A 16,599-nucleotide genomic window follows, 5' to 3' on the forward strand; every position below is an offset into this window, starting at 1 on the left:
CCACCATGCCCACCAATTTCCTACAGGCCCACCGCACTATGCTCGCCGGGCTGCTCATCTTGACGGCGGGGACGCCGGTAGCCTCCGCGAGCCCGCCGCAGGCCGCGTGGGATCGCCCCGCGCCCGTAGTGTCGCGCCTCGGCAAGTCCGCGCTGCTGGGCATCGCGATGGCCGGAAAGCGCTTAGTGGCGGTGGGCGAGCGAGGGCTGGTCACATACTCCGACGACGATGGCCGGACCTGGGTGCAAGCCCGCACACCCGTGCGCGTGACCCTGACGCGGGTGTTTTTCGTGTCCTCGTCCACGGGATGGGCCGTGGGGCATGGCGGCGTGATTCTGCGCACCGACGATGCGGGGACCAACTGGGTCAAGCAGCTGGATGGCGTTCAGGCGGCGCGCTTGGCGGCCGCAAAGTACGTCGAGAACGCCGCCGATCGCGCCTTGAGACGGCTCGCTCCCGTGGCGTCCCAGTTACAGAGCGAAGGCGCGGATAAGCCGTTCTTCGATGTCGTCTTCATGGACTCGGACCGCGGCTTGGCGGTGGGAGCGTACGGCCTAGCCTTTCGCACCGAAGACGGCGGGAATCGCTGGGAGCCTGCGTTAGAGAGCCTTGAGAATCCGCGAGGCCTTCACCTGTACGCCCTGGCGCGGAACGGCACTGCCGTCATCGTCGCCGGCGAGCAAGGGCTGCTGCTGAAGTCCACCGACGATGGTCGGCGATTCAGTCCCATCCCTGCACCCTACAAGGGGAGCTACTTCGGGGCACTCGCCCTGGAGGGAGGAGATCTCTACATCTTCGGACTGCGGGGGAACGCCTTCCGCAGCATGGACCAGGGAAGATCCTGGACCAAGCTGGAGGCCCCGTCGGCGGCCTCCATCAACTCCGCCACAGCACTGTCAGGAACCAGCGCCGTCTTTACCAACCAGGAAGGACAGGTGCTGATTGGCACCTCCTCCGCCACGTCGTTGCGCGTCGCGCCCGGCATCGCGCCTGCTGCGTATACGGCCATTGCACGCACAGCCGCAGGCACCTGGATGCTGGCAAGTCTTGGCGGGCCGGTGCGCTTCGATGCTATCCGTCTGAGCGAGGCCGCGATGCGTCCCCAGCACGCAACCAAATGAACCGACCTACCGAACACCACATCGATGGCTTCGACCGCGGCAGCGGATCGTTGGCTGAGCGTGCCTTCTTCAACCACCGCAAGGTGGTGCTCGTCCTGTGTCTTCTGGTCACGGTTCTCCTCGTGTGGCAAGTTCCGAAGACACGGGTGAATGCCAGCTTCGAAAGCATGGTCCCCGCGCACCACCCATACATCCAGAACTGGCTCGCGCATCGCGACGACCTGAAGGGGTTCGGAAACCGCGTGACGCTGACGCTGGAGGCAAAGGGGGGCAGCATCTTCGATGCGGCTTATCTGGACAGGTTGCGACGCCTCAATGACGACGTGCTCCTAATCCCCGGCGTTGACCGGGCCTTCATGAGATCGCTTTGGACGCCCAATACGCGCTGGGTCGCGGTGACCGAAGAGGGGCTCGACGGCGGCCCTGTAGTACCGGACAACTACGACGGCTCGCCCGACAGCGTGGCCCGGATCCGGCACAACGTCGAGCGCTCCGGGGAGATCGGCCAGCTCGTCGCCGCGAACTACCGCTCTACCGCACTGCAGGTTCCGCTGCTCGAGTCCGACCCGCGATCCGGCCGGGCACTCGACTATGCCGCCCTCTCCGATGCGTTCGAGCGGGTGCGGCAGAAGTACAGCGACGACAGAACCGAGGTGCGGATCATCGGCTTCGCCAAGCTGATCGGCGACCTGATCGACGGTGCCAGAACGGTCGCGGCATTCTTCGCGGCCGCGGTCCTGGTCTGCGCCGCAGTGGTCTACTGGTACACGCGCTGCGTTCGCAGCACGCTGATCGTCGTGTTCTGCTCGCTGGTGGCGGTGCTCTGGCAACTGGGGCTCATGCCAGTTCTTGGGTTGGCTGTGGATCCATATTCGATGCTGGTGCCTTTCCTGGTGTTCGCGATCGGCATGAGCCATGGCGCGCAGAAGATGAACGGAATCATGCAGGACATCGGCCGTGGCATGCACAAGTTCGTTGCTGCGCGCTATACCTTCCGCCGGCTGTTCGCGGCAGGCCTGACCGCATTGATCTGCGACGCGGTGGGCTTCGCCGTCTTGACACTCATCGACATCCAGGCCATTCGCGTACTCGCGATCACCTCGAGCATTGGCGTTGTAGTGCTCGTGTTCACGAACCTGGTATTGCTCCCTGTCCTACTCAGCTTCACTGGCGTGAGCGTCCGGGCTGCAGCGCTCAAGCTGCGAGCCGAGTCGCGCACACTCCGCTTCGAGCGCCTGCTGGTGCGATTCACTGGCCGGCGATGGGCCACCGTCACCATCCTCGTGGCCGGCGCGATTGCTGCCGGCAGCTACGCCGTGAGTCAACGGCTGCAGATCGGCGACGTGGATCCTGGGGCACCAGAACTACGGCCGAACTCGCGCTACAACCAGGACAACAACTTTGTCGTGACCAACTACTCGATTAGCTCCGATGTTCTGGTCATCATGGTCAAGACGGGGAATAACCTGTGCGCCACTTACGAAGTGCAGGCCTCGATGGACATGCTCGAACATGCGCTGCGAGAACTGCCGGGCGTCGAAAGCACCCGGTCGTTGGCTGGGCTGAGCAAGAACATGATCGTGGGAATGAACGAGGGTCATCTCGCCTGGTACGACCTCCTGCCCAACCAGGGCATACTCAATGCCGTCACCACACGGGCGCCTCGCGGGCTGTTCAACCAGAGCTGCGATCTGCTGCCGCTTTACGTGTTTCTGAAAGACCACAAGGCGGCCACCCTGACGGAAGTCACTCGAGCGGTAGAACGCTTTGCCGCGCAGCATAACGGCAGGGATGTGCAGTTTCTGTTGGCGGGGGGCAACGCCGGCATCGAGGCGGCGACCAACGATGTGGTGCGGGACGCATCGCGGAAGATGCTGTGGTGGATCTATGGCGCCGTCGGCCTTCTGTGCCTGGTGACGTTTCGCTCGTGGCGAGCGGTGGTCGTGGCGCTGGTCCCTCTGGCCTTGACGTCGGTGATGTGCGAGGCCCTCATGGTCTGGATGGGAATCGGCGTCAAGGTTGCCACTTTACCCGCGATCGCGTTGGGCGTCGGCATCGGTGTGGACTACGCGCTTTACGTGCTTTGCGTCATGCTCGCCCAGTTGCGAGGCGGTGCCACGGTAGCGGAGGCGTACGCCAAAGCGCTGAGCTTCACTGGGAAGGTCGTGCTACTGACGGGGATCACACTGGGACTCGCAGTGGGCACGTGGCTACTATCACCGATCAAGTTCCAGGCTGACATGGGACTGCTGCTCGGGTTTATGTTTTTGTGGAACATGCTAGGCGCACTGGTCCTGGTGCCAGCGCTCTCCGCATTTCTTCTAAAGCCCGCAGAGGTCCGTGCGGACGATGCGCTACACCGCATGCCAGTGCAGGCATGAGTCGCGTGGGTTGGAGGAGAAAAAAATGGAGTGCCAATCCGAGTCAACGGCACCAAGTTCACAGGTTGACTTGAATTATCTAAGGAGCCACCTCAACCTAATCTTACTGTGTCACAAGAGCGCAAGGGCTACGAAGTCGATGACCGGTGGCTGAAAACACGCCAGCAGACCGACGGCTTCAAGGCCGAACTGCACGTGAAAACCACGCCGCAGGTCTTCATCGACGGGCGCCGCATCGGCCGCTACGACGACCTGCGCCGCCACTTCGGCCTCACGGTGCGCGAGCCCGGCGAAACGTCGTATCGGCCGGTGATCGCCGTGTTCATCGTGGCGTGGCGAAGTCGCTGGCAAAGGACTGATCCCGTCGTCCGGGGCTCTGGAAGCCGCTCGCACCGGCCGCTTGTACCGACGCAAGTACGCCGCGCACAGGCATGCGTTCCATCCTTTGGAGCACCTCGGCTCGATAGGCAAAAAACATAGCTGCTATAGGCGCATCATCCTTATCGCCATCTGCCTGCACCACGAGACTTCGGGCATGACCCCAGCAACCACAGAGACAAACGCAGCATCACGTCGCCTGGTGCGCTACCGCCCGCCGGCCACCGACGCAGACGTGCAGATCGAGTACGCCGACCAGGGCGCGGGCCCGGTGATCTGCCTCCTTCCGTCGCTGGCGCGCTCGGGCAGCGACTACGACGAGGTCGCCAGACTGCTGCAAATCGACGGCTTCCGTGTGATCCGTCCCGAGCCGCGCGGCATGAAGCGCAGCGAGGGCCCCCTGCACGGGCTGACCATGCACGACTTCGCGGCCGATGTGGCCGCCGTGCTCGACCACGAGAAGACCGGACCTGTCGTCGTCGTGGGCCATGCCTGGGGCAGCCAGCCCGCGCGCATGCTCGCGGCCGACCGTCCCGACCTGGTGTGCGGTGTCGTGATGGCAGCGGCCTCCGCCGGCAAGTTGCCACCGGGATCGGCCGAGCAGCCGTACAGCCGGCTGCGCGATGCGATCGACGGCGCGGGCGACATGACGCTGCCCGAGCACCAGCGCCTCGACTGCCTGCAGCGCGCCTTCTTCGCGCCGGGCCACGACGCACGCGTGTGGCTCGACGGCTGGAGTGCGGCCACGCACAAGGCGCAAAGCCATGCACGCATCCACACACCGGTGGACGACTACTTCTCGGCCGGCACGCAGGTGCCCATCCTGGACCTCCAGGCTGAGCACGATGCCGTGGTGATTCCGAACGTCATGCAGCTTTATCTGGGCGCGCGCGTGACCGAGCAGGTGATCCGCGACGCGGGCCATGCGATGGCGCCCGAGCAGCCGCGTGCCATGGCGCTGGCCGTCGGCGCGTTCGCCCACCGCGTGTACCTCGCACAGACCGCCGCATAGAAGCACGGGGCTCCTCGGCCAGGAGCACCCGATTGCCAAGGCATGCCGCATCGCCCTCACGAGAACGGCGGGCAGCGCACCCGACTTTCCAACGGAGACAACCATGTTCAAGCACACCCACCGCACCGCCCTGACGGTCGCCCTCGCGAGCGCCGCACTGCTGTTCTCAGGCCCTGCCGCCCACGCGCAGGACTACCCCCATAAGCCGATCCGCATGGTCATCCCGTACACGCCGGGCGGTTCGATCGACCACGTGGGCCGCCTCGTGGCCGACCAGCTGCAGCGCCAGCTCGGCCAGCCCATCGTGATCGAGAACACGCCGGGCGCTTCGGGCCTGCTAGGTGCGATGAACGTGAAAAAGGCCAAGGCCGACGGCTACACGCTGCTGTTCAATGCGTCCAGCCAGGCCTACCTGCCGCTGGTGGTGGCCAAGAAGACCTACGACGCGGAACGCGACTTCACGCCCATCGGCCAGATCGGCTTTGTGCCGCTGATCGTCGCGGTCAACAACGCCGTGCCGGCCAAGACCATGGCGGAGTTCGTGCGCCTGGCCAAGGCCAACCCCGGCAAGTACACCTGGGCCACGTCCGGCCTGGGCACCACCAGCCACCTGAGCGAAGAGATGGTCAACCGCGCACTCGGTCTGCAGATGGAGATCGTGCCGTACAAGGGCGCCGTGCCGCAGCTGACCGACGTGGTCGGGGGCCATGTCTCGGCTGCCATCTCGCCCATGCCGGGCGTGACGTCGTTCGTGCAGGCGGGTCGGCTGCGCCCCCTGGCGGTGACGAGCAAGACGCGCCTCGCGTCGCTGCCGGATGTGCCGACGCTCGCCGAGAGCGGTGTGCCCGGGTTCGAGCTGCTCTCGTGGTACGGCATCTGGGGCCCGGCCGACCTGCCCGCCGCGATCACCGACAAGCTCAACGCCGAAATCGGCAAGGCCGTGCAAGCGCCGTCGCTCAAAGCCAAATTCGCCGAGATGTCGTTCGTGCCCACGCAGTCCACGCCCGCCCAGTTCAAGCAGCTGATTGCCGAAGATCTGGTCAAGATCGGCAAGGCCGTGAAGGATGCGGGCATCCGCATCGATTTCTGAACCGCGGGAGCCACGCCATGCCTTCCCCTCGCTTCTCGGCCACACGCCGCCGTTTGCTGCGCGCCAGCACACTGGCACCCGCCGGGCTGACACTGGCCTGCCTCGGCGCCTCGGCCGCGGTACCCTTCCCCTCGCGCACCATCCGCATCGTCGTACCCTTCACACCGGGCGGCGGCACCGACGTGGTGGGCCGCACGCTTCTCGCCGGCATGCAGGCCGCACTGGGGCAGGCGCTCATCATCGACAACAAGCCGGGCGCCGGCACGGTCATCGGCACCGACATCGTGGCCAAGGCGCAGGCTGACGGCTACACACTGCTGATGACAACCTCGGCCATCGCGATCAACGACTCCCTGGTCAAGAAGCTGCCGTACAGCACGCAGAAGGACATCACCGAGGTCGCGCTGATCTGCACCGGGCCCAGCGTGCTCGTCACGCACGCTGCAAGCCCGTACCGGAGCGTGGCCGACGTGATCGCCGCGGCCAAAGCAGCGCCGGGCAAGCTGACCTACGCCTCGTCGGGTAACGGGTCTGCCGTGCACCTTGCTGGCGAACTCTTCAAGCATATGGCCAAGGTCGATATCGCGCACGCGCCCTATCGCGGCGCGGGCCCGGCATACAACGACCTGATCGGCGGCCAGGTCGACCTGCTGTTCGGCACGGCCGGGGGCGTCGCGAAGCTGGTGGCCGGCGGCAAGATGCGGCCCATTGGTGTCACCTCGACGCAGCGCAGCCCCGCCTACAAGGACGTGCCGACCATTGCCGAGACGCTGCCGGGCTACGAGGCCGATGTCTGGTACGCGTTGTTCGCCCCGGCCGGCACGCCACCCGCCGTGATCGAAACACTTAACGCCGCGGTGCGCAAGGCCGCAGGTACGCCAGCCTACAGGGAACGGCTCGCGCACGAAGGCCTGACCGTGGCTGCCGGCACACCCGAACAGATGACCCGGCTGATGCGCATCGAAGAAGCGCGCTGGCGAAAGGTCGTTGTCGACGGCAAGGTCACCATCGATTGAGGAACACCGCATGCAACACACCCTCCAGGGCCGGCTCCAGGGCAAGGTCGCAATCATCGTCGGCGCAGGACAGTTGCCTGGCGACACCGTGGGCAATGGCCGAGCGGTGGCCGAGCGTTTCGCACAGGAGGGGGCATCGCTGCTGTTGGTGGACATCCGGCAGGAGCTGGCCGAGGCCACGCGCGAGGCCGTAGTGGCCTACGGGCAGCCCACCAGCGTGCTGCGTGCCGACATCACCCGCGAGGACGATTGCCGCGCCATCGCCGCCGCTTGCCTCGAGCGGTTCGGGCGCATCGACATCCTGCACAACAACGTCGGCCGCTCCAGGGGCGATCGGCGCACGGCCGAGATGGATGCCGACATGTGGGACGAGATCATGGCCATGAACCTCAAGGGCATGTTCATGACCTGCAAGCACGTGCTGCCGCAGATGGTGGCCCAAGGGGCGGGCAGCATCATCAACGTCTCGTCAACCGCCTCGATGGCCGCGCGGCCGACGGTGACCTACAAGACCAGCAAGGGCGCCGTCAACGCGTTCACGCAACACCTGGCCATGGAGAACGCCGGACACGGCGTGCGTGCCAACGCCATCCTGCCGGGCCTGATCGATACCCCCATGGCCATCGAGCGGCGCACGCAGGAGCGCGGCGTGTCACGCGACGTGGTCCGCGCCGAGCGCGAGGCATTAGTGCCCATGCAGCGCATGGGTACGGGCTGGGACGTTGCCAGTGCCGCCGTGTTCCTCGCCTCCGACGAGGCCCGGTATGTGACTGGCGTGCTCCTGCCGGTCGACGGTGGGCTGCTGTGCAAGCGAGGCTGAGACAGCGCATGGCCGACGACTGTCGGGTCAGCGATGCGCTGCTGCTACGGCTCACGCAGCCCGATCTGCCGGAGACCGCTCGGCGCCTGTCGCAGCTGCCCGCCTGGACCGCCCTCGCCTGCCGCATCGGCCGCGGCGCCTGGTCGGATGACTCGCAATGCGGCTGGCTGTACCTGCCGCTCGCGCGACGCCTGGCGGTGTCGGCCGAGACAATGGACGCGCTCCAGGCCTGCGCGGGCCCGCACGCCCGCGTATCGCGGCTGGAACGCCTGCAGCAGCTCGAAGGCACCAGCCACGGCCAGGCGGCGCCCTTCCACTACGCCGTCGAGATGACGCCCGAACCCGGCTTCGAAGACGAGTTGCAGCAGTGGTACGACACCGAGCACTTGCCGGGCCTCGCGCGCGTGCCGGGATGCGTGCAGGCGCAGCGTTGGTGGAACCACGATGCGGGGCCGAAGTCGCTGGCCTGCTACGACCTTGTCACCGCGCAGACGCTCGGCTCGCCGGCCTGGCTGGCCGTGCGGAACACGCCCTGGAGCGAACGCATGCGGCCGCACTTCACGCAGACGCGCCGGACGATGTTCGAAGCCACGCCGAACGCCGGCACCACCTGACGCGCGCGGCAATCGTCAGGCCGATCGCTGCTTCCGGAAATCGAGTTCACGCAGCAACTTCACCGTCTCGGTCACCAGCCGGCTTGACGGCCGCGCGCGCGGCAGGGCCAGCACCAGCGAATTGCGCATGGCGGGCGGGCCGATGGGCACCGCCTGGATCAATTCAGGATGCAGGCTCATCGGCAAAGCGCTGTCCGGCAGGATCGAGCAGGCCAACCCCTCCTCGACCACCGTCATGGCGGTGTGCACCGCACCGACCTCGGCCACCACGTTGAGCGAGATGCGGCGCGGCAGCAGCACGGCATCGACCAGCGCACGGATGGGGTTGTGCGTGCCAGGCAGCACCAGCGGAAACGCGGCGAGCCCCGCCAGGCTGACCTGGGCGGGCAGGCGGTACTTCTTCGGTGCCACCAGCACCATGCGCTCGCGCATGAGTGGCTCATAGGACAGCAGGGGCGTGGGCGCCGGATCGAACAACAGCGCCACGTCGATCCGGCCGTCGATCATGCTGTCGCGCAACGACAGGCTCAGCCCTTCGACCACCGACAGCAGTGCATTGGGCAGGCGCTGGCGGAACTCCCGGATCAACGGCACGCACAGCCCCATGGCCACGCGATGCGGTAGCCCGACCACCACGCGGCCGACGGGCTCGGCGTGCAATTCCTTGAGGTCGGCCACGGCCTGGCTCGCGGTGTTCAGCAGGGTTCGTGCATGGGCCAGCAGCGTTTGGCCCGCCGGGGTCGGCGTCACGCCGCGTCCCGTGCGCTCCAGCAATCGTTGGCCGAGCTCTTCCTCGAGCACCGCGATCTGGCGGCTGACGCTCGGCTGCGCAAGGTTCAGCGCCGCCGCGGCCCGGCTGAAACTGCCGTGCTCGATGACCGCCACGAAGTATTCGAGTTGTCTCAGGTCCATAGCTTTCGAACATAGTCGATATAGGCGCTATCCAGTTTAACTAGGAGCCCGCCCTGCAGACACTTGCTGTATCCGATGGGCGACGAGGTCGTTCGTCGCTGCGTATAACAAGGAGCAAGCATGAGCAGATTCGAATCCAAGGTCGCCATCGTCACCGGCGCCGGCTGCGTCGGCGCCGGCTGGGGTAACGGCCGCGCCATGGCGGTTCGCCTGGCGGAAGAAGGCGCCAAGGTGCTGGCGGTCGATCGCGACCAGGCCCGGCTTGACGAGACCCTGGCGCTGGCCGGCGATGCCGCAGCCTCCATCACGACCTGCCTCTGCGACGTGACGAGCGCTTCCAGCGTGCAGGCCATGGTGCAGGCCTGTCTGCAGGCATACGGCGCACCCGACATCCTGATCAACAACGTCGGCGGCTCGGCCGCGGGCGGGCCGGTGCAACTCAGCGAAGAGGCGTGGGACAGCCAGATCGACATCAACCTGAAGAGCGTGTTCCTGACCTGCAAGTACGTGCTGCCGCTGATGGTTGAACGCAAGCGCGGCGCGATCGTCAACGTGGCGTCCACGTCGGGACTGCGCTGGACCGGGAGCGCGCAGGTCGCCTACGCAGCGAGCAAGGCCGGTGTGATCCATCTGTCGCGCGTGGTGGCCGTGCAGCATGCGCCCGACGGCGTGCGCGTGAACACCGTGGTGCCGGGTCAGTTGCACACGCCGATGGTCGAAGTGCGGTTAGCAAAACAACGCACCGGCGGCGACGTCGAATCGCTGCTCGCCTCGCGCGTCAAACGTATTCCACTGGGTTTCATGGGCGACGGACGCGACACGGCCAGCGCCGCGCTGTACCTGGCCAGCGACGAAGCCCGCTTCGTGACCGGCACCGAGCTGATCGTCGACGGCGGCATGACGGCGCGCTGCGACTAAGCCCCCTGCATCGAGGAGACCGAATCCGTGAAGAAACGACACATCCTATGGGCCACAGCCGCACTCGCGCTTGTCCCTGCGGCGTTTGCGCAACCCAATGCCAAGCCGCTGCGCATCGTCAGCTCGTTTAGTCCCGGCGGGCCGGTGGACTTCGTTGCACGCGCCCTGGCCGAACAGCTGAGCCATGAACTCAAGCGCCCTGTGATCGTGGAAAACAAGCCCGGTGCCAACGGCGCGCTGGGCGCCATGGAAACGCTGCGCTCCGGGGCCGATGGCAGCACGCTGTGGATCACCAGCGTCGGCGCGGCGGCCGTTAATCCGTCGCTGCATGACAAGCTGCCCTACAACACGCAGCGCGACTTCGCGCCCGTGTCGCTGGTCGCGAACAACGTCGAAGTGCTGGTCATCCAAGCCAGTGACCCGGCGACCGATGCGGCCGCCTTCGTGAAGTCTGCGAAGGCCGACAAGGCGTCGACCCCGATGGCCTCATCCGGCTCCGGCAGCATCCCGCACCTGGCGCTGATCCAGCTCGAAGAATCGACAGGCGCGCGCTTCCTGCATGTGCCCTACAAGGGCATGGCACCGGCTTTCACCGACCTGATGGGTGGCCAGGTCAAGGGCGTTTTCGCCGACGTTGCGGCGGTGATACCGCAAGTGAACGGTGGCCGCCTCAAGGCCGTGGGCATTGCGTCCAGCAAGCGGCATCCGGCGCTGCCGCAGGTCAAGACCTTCGAGGAACAAGGCATCAAGGCCGTCGACACGAACAACTGGTACGCCTTGTTCGCCTCGGCCAAGGCACCGGCCCCGGTGCGCGAGCAGTTGAACACCGCCGTGCGCGCCACGCTGGCGAATCCCGAACTCAGCGCCAAGCTGCTGCGCGGCGGCGCGGAACCGAAGTCGTCGTCGCCGCAGGAACTGGCGGCGCTGCTGAAAGCCGACACGACCAAGTGGGCGACACTCATCAAGTCACGCAACGTGAAGGCCGACGAATGAACACGAACCACATCCGCGTGCCGCTGGTGGAACCCGGCACTCGGTCGGAACTGAACGCTATCGAATCGCGCATCCTGGCCGAGCGCGGACGCATCTCGCTGCTGTACCAGGTGCTGCTGAACAGCGAACCCATCGCCACCGGCTGGGAGGCCATGCTGACGGCGGTGCGCAATCGCACCGGTGTTCCAGCCGACCTGCGCGAGATGGTCATCCTGCGCGTGGCCGTGCTGAATGACGCTGCCTTCGAGTTCGACGCGCATGTGCCGCACGCACTGAAGGCCGGTTTCGCCCAGCACAAGATCGATGCATTGCGCGAGGCTGCGGTGCCTGCTGCGCTGTACTCAGAAGAAGAACTTCTGCTGCTGGAGTTGACCGACCGCATGACGCGCGACGTCAAGGTGCCGGCGGAACTGATGGCACGCATCAATGCGCGCCACGATCCGCAGGGCGTCGTCGAGCTGGTCGCCACCGTGGCGGCCTACAACATGGTGTCGCGCTTTCTGGTGGCGCTGAACATCTCGCACTAAGCGCGTCAACCCCGAACGCGCGCGCACCCCCACGAATTTCGCGTCGATCGACCGACCGCCGCCTCTCCTCCTCCTCCTTTCTTTGATCCTGCCTCATGTCCACCGCCATTGCCGACGCCACCGATCCCGTCAGGACTTATCTTGAACACCCTTCGACGCCGCGCCTGCAACTGCCCGCGCTTTCTTGCGACAGCCACGTGCATGTGTTCGGTCCGGTATCCCGCTTTCCTTACGCGGCGGATCGACGCGCCACACCGTTGGAAGCGCCCAAGGAAAAGCTCTTTGCACTGCACCGTCGCATGGGCATCGAGCGTTGCGTGATCGTGCAGTCGATCGTGCACGGTACGGACAACCGCGTGGTCGAGGACGCGATCGCAGCGGGTGAAGGGCGCTACCTGGGCATCGCGCTGGTCGACCCCGATGTGCCCGACGCGGAGCTGCAACGCCTGGCGCAGTTGGGTTTTCGCGGTGTGCGCTTCAACTTTATGCGGCACATCGCCCACGGCGCGAACATCGACGCCGTGATGGCCCTCACGCCGCGGCTGGCCGCGGTGGGCATGCACTTGCAGGTGCACTTCGAAAGCGAACTGGTGCACGAACTGAGCGATCCGCTCCAGCGCAGCCAGGTGCCCGTGGTGATCGATCACATGGGCCGCGTGGACGCCACGCGCGGGCCGGACCATGCGGACTTCCAGGCGCTGCTGCGCCTGCTGAACAACCCACGCTTCTACGTGAAGGTGAGCGGCATCGACCGTATCGACGCCAAGGCGCCGCGGGAGGCACGTTACCGGCATGGCGTGGTGCTCGCACGCGTCCTGGTCGAGCGCTTTGCGGATCGCTGCGTCTGGGGTTCGGACTGGCCCCACCCCAACCACACCCATATTCCTGACGATGGCGCTCTGGTCGATGCGCTTGCGGAAATTGCGCCAAGTCCCGATCTGCTGGAGCAGTTGCTTGTCCGAAATCCGGCAGCGCTCTACAAATTTCTAACGCCCTGAGCACGCCTGATCAAGATGGCCACGCATCGCTGCTGATCCCAGATCAGTACCAAGCATCCTCAGCCAGCCTTTGGACTCGAATGATGACTTTCAAAGCCGAAAACTGCTGTGCAAAGCAGCGGCGTGGCGCAAGAGTTGGCTGGAGCCCCCGGGGGGCTCCAGCCAGACCTCAAGACCAGTCGAGTGCAAAGATTGCTGGCGTATCGTGGCTTAGGGAATGTCTTATATGGGCGCCCCGGGATTACAAGAACTCGCTGTGTGAAGATTCAGGAGGCAGGACTGCAGTCTTATATCCGGCCTGTTGTGCAGGCGGATATGCCCGCTGGCCCTGATGGTTTTCGCTGACGGGATTCCCATCTGAACATCGAGCTTGGCGCTCTTGTTCCCTATCGGAGTGTCCCCGTCCCGGTCCGACCCGTCTGTCCCATCACACGCGTGGTCGCTTGCTCTCCTTCAAACTGGTTGCTTCGTTCTCTTCGTCGTCAGTGCGCGGTCTGCCACGCCTCGGGGCGCCAGGCTTGACCGCGTGCCAGAACCGCCCAGATCGTTCGTGCCAGCTTATTCGCAACCGCGGCGACAGCCACGCTGTACGGTCGGCGCTGCAACAAAGCGATCAACCATGGCCATGTCGGTCCATCCTTGGATCTGATCACGACGGCTCGTGCACCGTGCATCAACAACGTTCGCAGGTAAGCATCGCCTCGCTTGCTGATGCCCAACTGCCGCACCCGGCCACCGGTACCGGTCTGGCGAGGGACCAATCCGATCCATGCAGCAAACTCCCGGGCGTCTTTGAACGCTGTCGGCGTGCCCATGCTGGCGATGACGGCCGTGGCTGTGAGAAGACCAATGCCGGGGATTTCGGCGACAGCCTTGCAGGCTGGTATTTCCCGCATCTGCTGCGAGAGCCGTCGCTCGATCAGGCCGATGTCGGCCTGCAGTTGCCGGACCCGCACGAGCTGCTCATCCAGGCTATCTATGAGCATCGCTGGCAGCCGGGTCTTCGCATCGCACATGGCGTCAGGCAATGCCTTGAGCAGTGCCGCGTGACCTTCCGGTAGCACGATGCCGAACTCATAGAGCAGCCCCCGAAGTTCGTTCGTCTGCATGATGCGGCTCTTCATGAGTTGCGCGCGCAGCCGGTGCAGCGACAGCACGATCTGCTGGGCCTCGGTCTTGACGGGAACGAAGCGCATGCCGGGCTGCTGGCACGCCGTCCAGATTGCTTGCGCATCCGCGGCATCGGTCTTGTTCCTCTGCACGAACGGACGCACCTTCCTGGGTGAGACGAGTCGTACCTCATGGCCCGATCCAATCAGAGCTCGACCCCAGTCGTGTGCGCCGCCGCAAGCTTCCATGACGACCAGCGCAGCAGCGTGATTGGCAAACCACTCCAGCATCCTTGCGCGCTTCAACTGCAAGCGCTCGATGCAACCGGTATCCATCTCGACCCAGTGCAGCTGAAACACCTTCTTGGCAATGTCGACGGCAATGACGGTACGTTCCATGATGAACTCCATCTCGATGTTGACGGTGGGATCGTCAATCTGGCACTACCCGCAGTGCGGTGCAAGCAGCAGCGGGAGGGGGCGCCCATACCATCTGATCAAGTCGTAAATTGGCTTGATGACGAGTGTGCGTGTTGTGCCGCCGCGCTTGCGGGCTCATCGCGCCGGGCATCCCACGTGTTTGAAGGCCTCTTTGCTCCCTTCACGCTGCCTGCAGGCGCACCTGTCCCATCATCGCAATCAGTTTCTTCCTGGCCATCCACAGGTTCGACAGCGCAAACAGCGTGATCACATGCGCCGTGTTCTTGGCCAGTCCCTTGAATCTCACCTTCGCCAGGCCGAGCTGCCGCTTGATCACCCGAAACGGGTGCTCCACCTTCGCCCGGATGCTGGCCTTCTGGTATTCCTGCTTGCGTGCTCTGGCCTTGGCTCGGCCCTCGGGCATCTTCGCCATGTCGCTGGGCCTGCCCGCATTGTGCCACTGCACATCCCGCTTGACTCGGCTCTGTGCTCCGCGATAGCCAGAGTCTGCCCACACCTGCTCTTCCTTGCCGTGCAGCAAGTCAGCCACCTGTTCCACGTCCGCTTCGTTGGCGGCCGTCGCCATCACGGTATGCACCAGTCCCGACTCGGCATCCACCGCAATGTGCGCCTTCATGCCGAAGTGCCACTGGTTGCCCTTCTTCGTCTGGTGCATCTCGGGGTCTCGCTCGCCCGTGCTGTTCTTGGTGGAACTGGGCGCGGCGATGATGGTTGCGTCTACGATGGAGCCGCGCTTCAGGAGCAGCCCCTTCCTGGCCAGGTGGGCGTTGACCTGCTTGAAGATGTCTTCGGCCAGATCGCTGGCTTCCAGCAGGTGGCGGAAGTTCAGAATGGTCGTCTCGTCGGGGATCGCCTCCAGACCGAGTCCGGCGAACGTGCGCAGCGAGGCGATCTCGTACAAGGCTTCTTCCATCGCAGGGTCGCTCAGGGCGAACCAGTTCTGCATCAGGTGCACGCGCAGCATGGCTTGCAGCGGGTAGGGACGGCGGCCTCGGCCTGCCACTGGATAGTGAGGCTCGATGACTTTGAGAAGAGCCTTCCACGGCACCACCAGTTCCATCTCGGCAAGGAAGACTTCGCGCCTCGTCTTCTTCCTCTTGCCCGCTTGCTCGGCATCCGCAAAACTGATCTGGCTCATCGCTCTTGCTCCTTTGCAGGGTTCAGTCATTCATGCAAGAAACGTGCTCTTGATCAGACCTTCCTTAGACGAAGCGAGCGCGCAACGGCCATCTCGCATTCAAGGGAATCACTGGGCCCGGCGCCCACCCTCCCTGGCAGCTCGATCGATCACGTCGGCGACTGCCTTCGGCTGGGTCATGAATACCGCATGGCTTGCCTTGACCTCCTGAACCGTGGCGCCGATGCGCTTGGCCATCTTGTGCAACATCCGGACGTCGAAGGCCCTGTCCTCGGTCGCGATCACCGCCCAGCTTGGCTTGGTCCGCCATGCGGCGTGATTGAGCTTGGTCGCAAACACCGACATGTTGATCGGCACCTGCGAATCACGCAGGAACGCGGCGTCCGCATCGCTGGCATCGCCGGCGAAGCCGATCTTGAACTTCTCCCGATTGACGAATCCGAATCCGTCCGACTGCGTGTCGATCACGAAGTCGGGGGCCGTGAATCCCGCGTACTGTTCGCTTGTGGTCTCGCCGGCGTCGGGCGACAGCGCGGAGACATAGACAAGACCCACCACCTTCGGATGGATGCCCGCTTCGGTGATGACCGTGCCCCCCCACGAGTGACCCACGAGGATAGTGGGACCGTCCTGGCGCGCGAGCGCGCGCTGCGTCGCCGCCACGTCGTCGGCCAGAGACGTCAGCGGGTTCTGAACGATGGTGACTCGGTAGCCTCGGCCGATGAGCTCGTCATAGACGCCGCGCCAGCCCGAACCATCGGCAAAGGCGCCATGCACCAGCACGACGTTTTTCGCCTGCACCTGTTGGGCATGGGCGCCGCCACCGGGACCGACGATGCTGGCGGTTGTCGCGGCTGCGATCAAAAGCTTGCGAATCAGTGAGTTCATGGGATGTCCTGTGAGTGGATGGGAGAAGCGAAATGGTAGGAAAGAACGTGTTGAACAGGGTTGCGAATATCACGCCAAAGTTGAAGCTTTACGCGCAAGAATTGCTGTTCTTCAAAACGGCGTTTCGTGACACGCTGCAGATGCGCAATAAAGATGTCCGATCCGAATGGCGCCGCGGGAGGCGTTGCCACGCACGCAGTCCCTCGCCATCGCACGCGTGTGCAGCCAGCTGCTTTCGTACCG

Annotated in this window: 16 protein-coding genes; 12 read left to right on the forward strand and 4 right to left on the reverse strand. The window is 65.0% G+C overall.

Annotation, left to right across the window (positions count from 1 at the left end; genetic code table 11):
* The first annotated feature begins 5 nt into the window (after window positions 1–5).
* The 8 genes from RZE77_RS20885 to RZE77_RS20920 all read left to right on the forward strand — a co-directional run bounded on the left by RZE77_RS20885 (window position 6) and on the right by RZE77_RS20920 (window position 8,432).
* Window positions 6–1,121, forward strand: a complete 1,116-nt coding sequence (locus tag RZE77_RS20885; protein WP_319439092.1) for a WD40/YVTN/BNR-like repeat-containing protein — start codon at window positions 6–8, stop codon at window positions 1,119–1,121.
* On the forward strand, window positions 1,118–3,502 hold the full coding sequence (locus tag RZE77_RS20890) for an efflux RND transporter permease subunit (protein WP_319439093.1): 2,385 nt from the start codon (window positions 1,118–1,120) through the stop codon (window positions 3,500–3,502). The genes RZE77_RS20885 and RZE77_RS20890 overlap by 4 nt, the downstream gene beginning before the upstream one ends.
* A 108-nt stretch (window positions 3,503–3,610) precedes the next feature.
* The gene (locus RZE77_RS20895) at window positions 3,611–3,982 is read left to right on the forward strand and encodes a thioredoxin domain-containing protein (protein ID WP_319439094.1); all 372 of its coding nucleotides are present in this window, start codon (window positions 3,611–3,613) and stop codon (window positions 3,980–3,982) included.
* A 55-nt stretch (window positions 3,983–4,037) separates the two neighbouring features.
* Complete coding sequence (locus RZE77_RS20900) at window positions 4,038–4,892, forward strand: alpha/beta fold hydrolase (RefSeq protein ID WP_319439095.1); 855 nt, start codon at window positions 4,038–4,040, stop codon at window positions 4,890–4,892.
* Window positions 4,893–4,995: 103 nt separating this feature from the next.
* A complete protein-coding gene (locus RZE77_RS20905) occupies window positions 4,996–5,982 on the forward strand; it encodes a Bug family tripartite tricarboxylate transporter substrate binding protein (protein WP_319439096.1) in 987 nt (328 codons plus the stop codon).
* Between the two features lie 17 nt (window positions 5,983–5,999).
* Entirely contained in the window at window positions 6,000–6,998 is a 999-nt protein-coding gene (locus RZE77_RS20910; protein ID WP_319439097.1) for a tripartite tricarboxylate transporter substrate binding protein, read from the forward strand.
* Window positions 6,999–7,008: 10 nt separating this feature from the next.
* The gene (locus tag RZE77_RS20915; protein WP_319439098.1) at window positions 7,009–7,818 is read left to right on the forward strand and encodes an SDR family NAD(P)-dependent oxidoreductase; all 810 of its coding nucleotides are present in this window, start codon (window positions 7,009–7,011) and stop codon (window positions 7,816–7,818) included.
* Window positions 7,819–7,826: 8 nt separating this feature from the next.
* Window positions 7,827–8,432: a hypothetical protein gene (locus RZE77_RS20920; protein ID WP_319439099.1), complete on the forward strand. Its 606-nt coding sequence runs from the start codon at window positions 7,827–7,829 to the stop codon at window positions 8,430–8,432.
* Window positions 8,433–8,447: 15 nt separating this feature from the next.
* Here the strand turns inward: RZE77_RS20920 and RZE77_RS20925 are convergent, their stop codons facing one another.
* The gene (locus RZE77_RS20925; protein ID WP_319439100.1) at window positions 8,448–9,344 is read right to left on the reverse strand and encodes a LysR family transcriptional regulator; all 897 of its coding nucleotides are present in this window, start codon (window positions 9,342–9,344) and stop codon (window positions 8,448–8,450) included.
* Window positions 9,345–9,464: 120 nt separating this feature from the next.
* Between RZE77_RS20925 and RZE77_RS20930 the strand changes: the two genes are divergently transcribed.
* The 4 genes from RZE77_RS20930 (at window position 9,465) to RZE77_RS20945 (ending at window position 12,780) form a co-directional block, all read left to right on the forward strand.
* A complete protein-coding gene (locus RZE77_RS20930; RefSeq protein ID WP_319439101.1) occupies window positions 9,465–10,262 on the forward strand; it encodes an SDR family NAD(P)-dependent oxidoreductase in 798 nt (265 codons plus the stop codon).
* 27 nt (window positions 10,263–10,289) lie between these two features.
* The gene (locus RZE77_RS20935) at window positions 10,290–11,255 is read left to right on the forward strand and encodes a Bug family tripartite tricarboxylate transporter substrate binding protein (RefSeq protein ID WP_319439102.1); all 966 of its coding nucleotides are present in this window, start codon (window positions 10,290–10,292) and stop codon (window positions 11,253–11,255) included.
* Window positions 11,252–11,782, forward strand: coding sequence for a carboxymuconolactone decarboxylase family protein (locus RZE77_RS20940; RefSeq protein ID WP_319439103.1), 531 nt, complete (start codon window positions 11,252–11,254; stop codon window positions 11,780–11,782). Before RZE77_RS20935 ends, RZE77_RS20940 begins: the two co-directional genes overlap by 4 nt.
* A gap of 95 nt (window positions 11,783–11,877) precedes the next feature.
* Window positions 11,878–12,780, forward strand: coding sequence for an amidohydrolase family protein (locus RZE77_RS20945; protein WP_319439104.1), 903 nt, complete (start codon window positions 11,878–11,880; stop codon window positions 12,778–12,780).
* A 482-nt stretch (window positions 12,781–13,262) separates the two neighbouring features.
* On the opposite strand, the gene RZE77_RS20950 is transcribed toward RZE77_RS20945, so the two are convergent.
* The 3 genes from RZE77_RS20950 to RZE77_RS20960 form a co-directional block, all read right to left on the reverse strand.
* Window positions 13,263–14,288: an IS110 family RNA-guided transposase gene (locus RZE77_RS20950; RefSeq protein ID WP_319439105.1), complete on the reverse strand. Its 1,026-nt coding sequence runs from the start codon at window positions 14,286–14,288 to the stop codon at window positions 13,263–13,265.
* Between the two features lie 202 nt (window positions 14,289–14,490).
* Window positions 14,491–15,468: an IS5 family transposase gene (locus RZE77_RS20955; RefSeq protein ID WP_319439106.1), complete on the reverse strand. Its 978-nt coding sequence runs from the start codon at window positions 15,466–15,468 to the stop codon at window positions 14,491–14,493.
* Window positions 15,469–15,576: 108 nt separating this feature from the next.
* Window positions 15,577–16,356, reverse strand: coding sequence for an alpha/beta fold hydrolase (locus RZE77_RS20960; protein ID WP_139701817.1), 780 nt, complete (start codon window positions 16,354–16,356; stop codon window positions 15,577–15,579).
* Between the last annotated feature and the right edge of the window lie 243 nt (window positions 16,357–16,599).

The organism is Variovorax sp. SPNA7 (assembly GCF_033807855.1).
GTDB classification, from domain to species: Bacteria; Pseudomonadota; Gammaproteobacteria; order Burkholderiales; family Burkholderiaceae_C; genus Variovorax; species Variovorax beijingensis.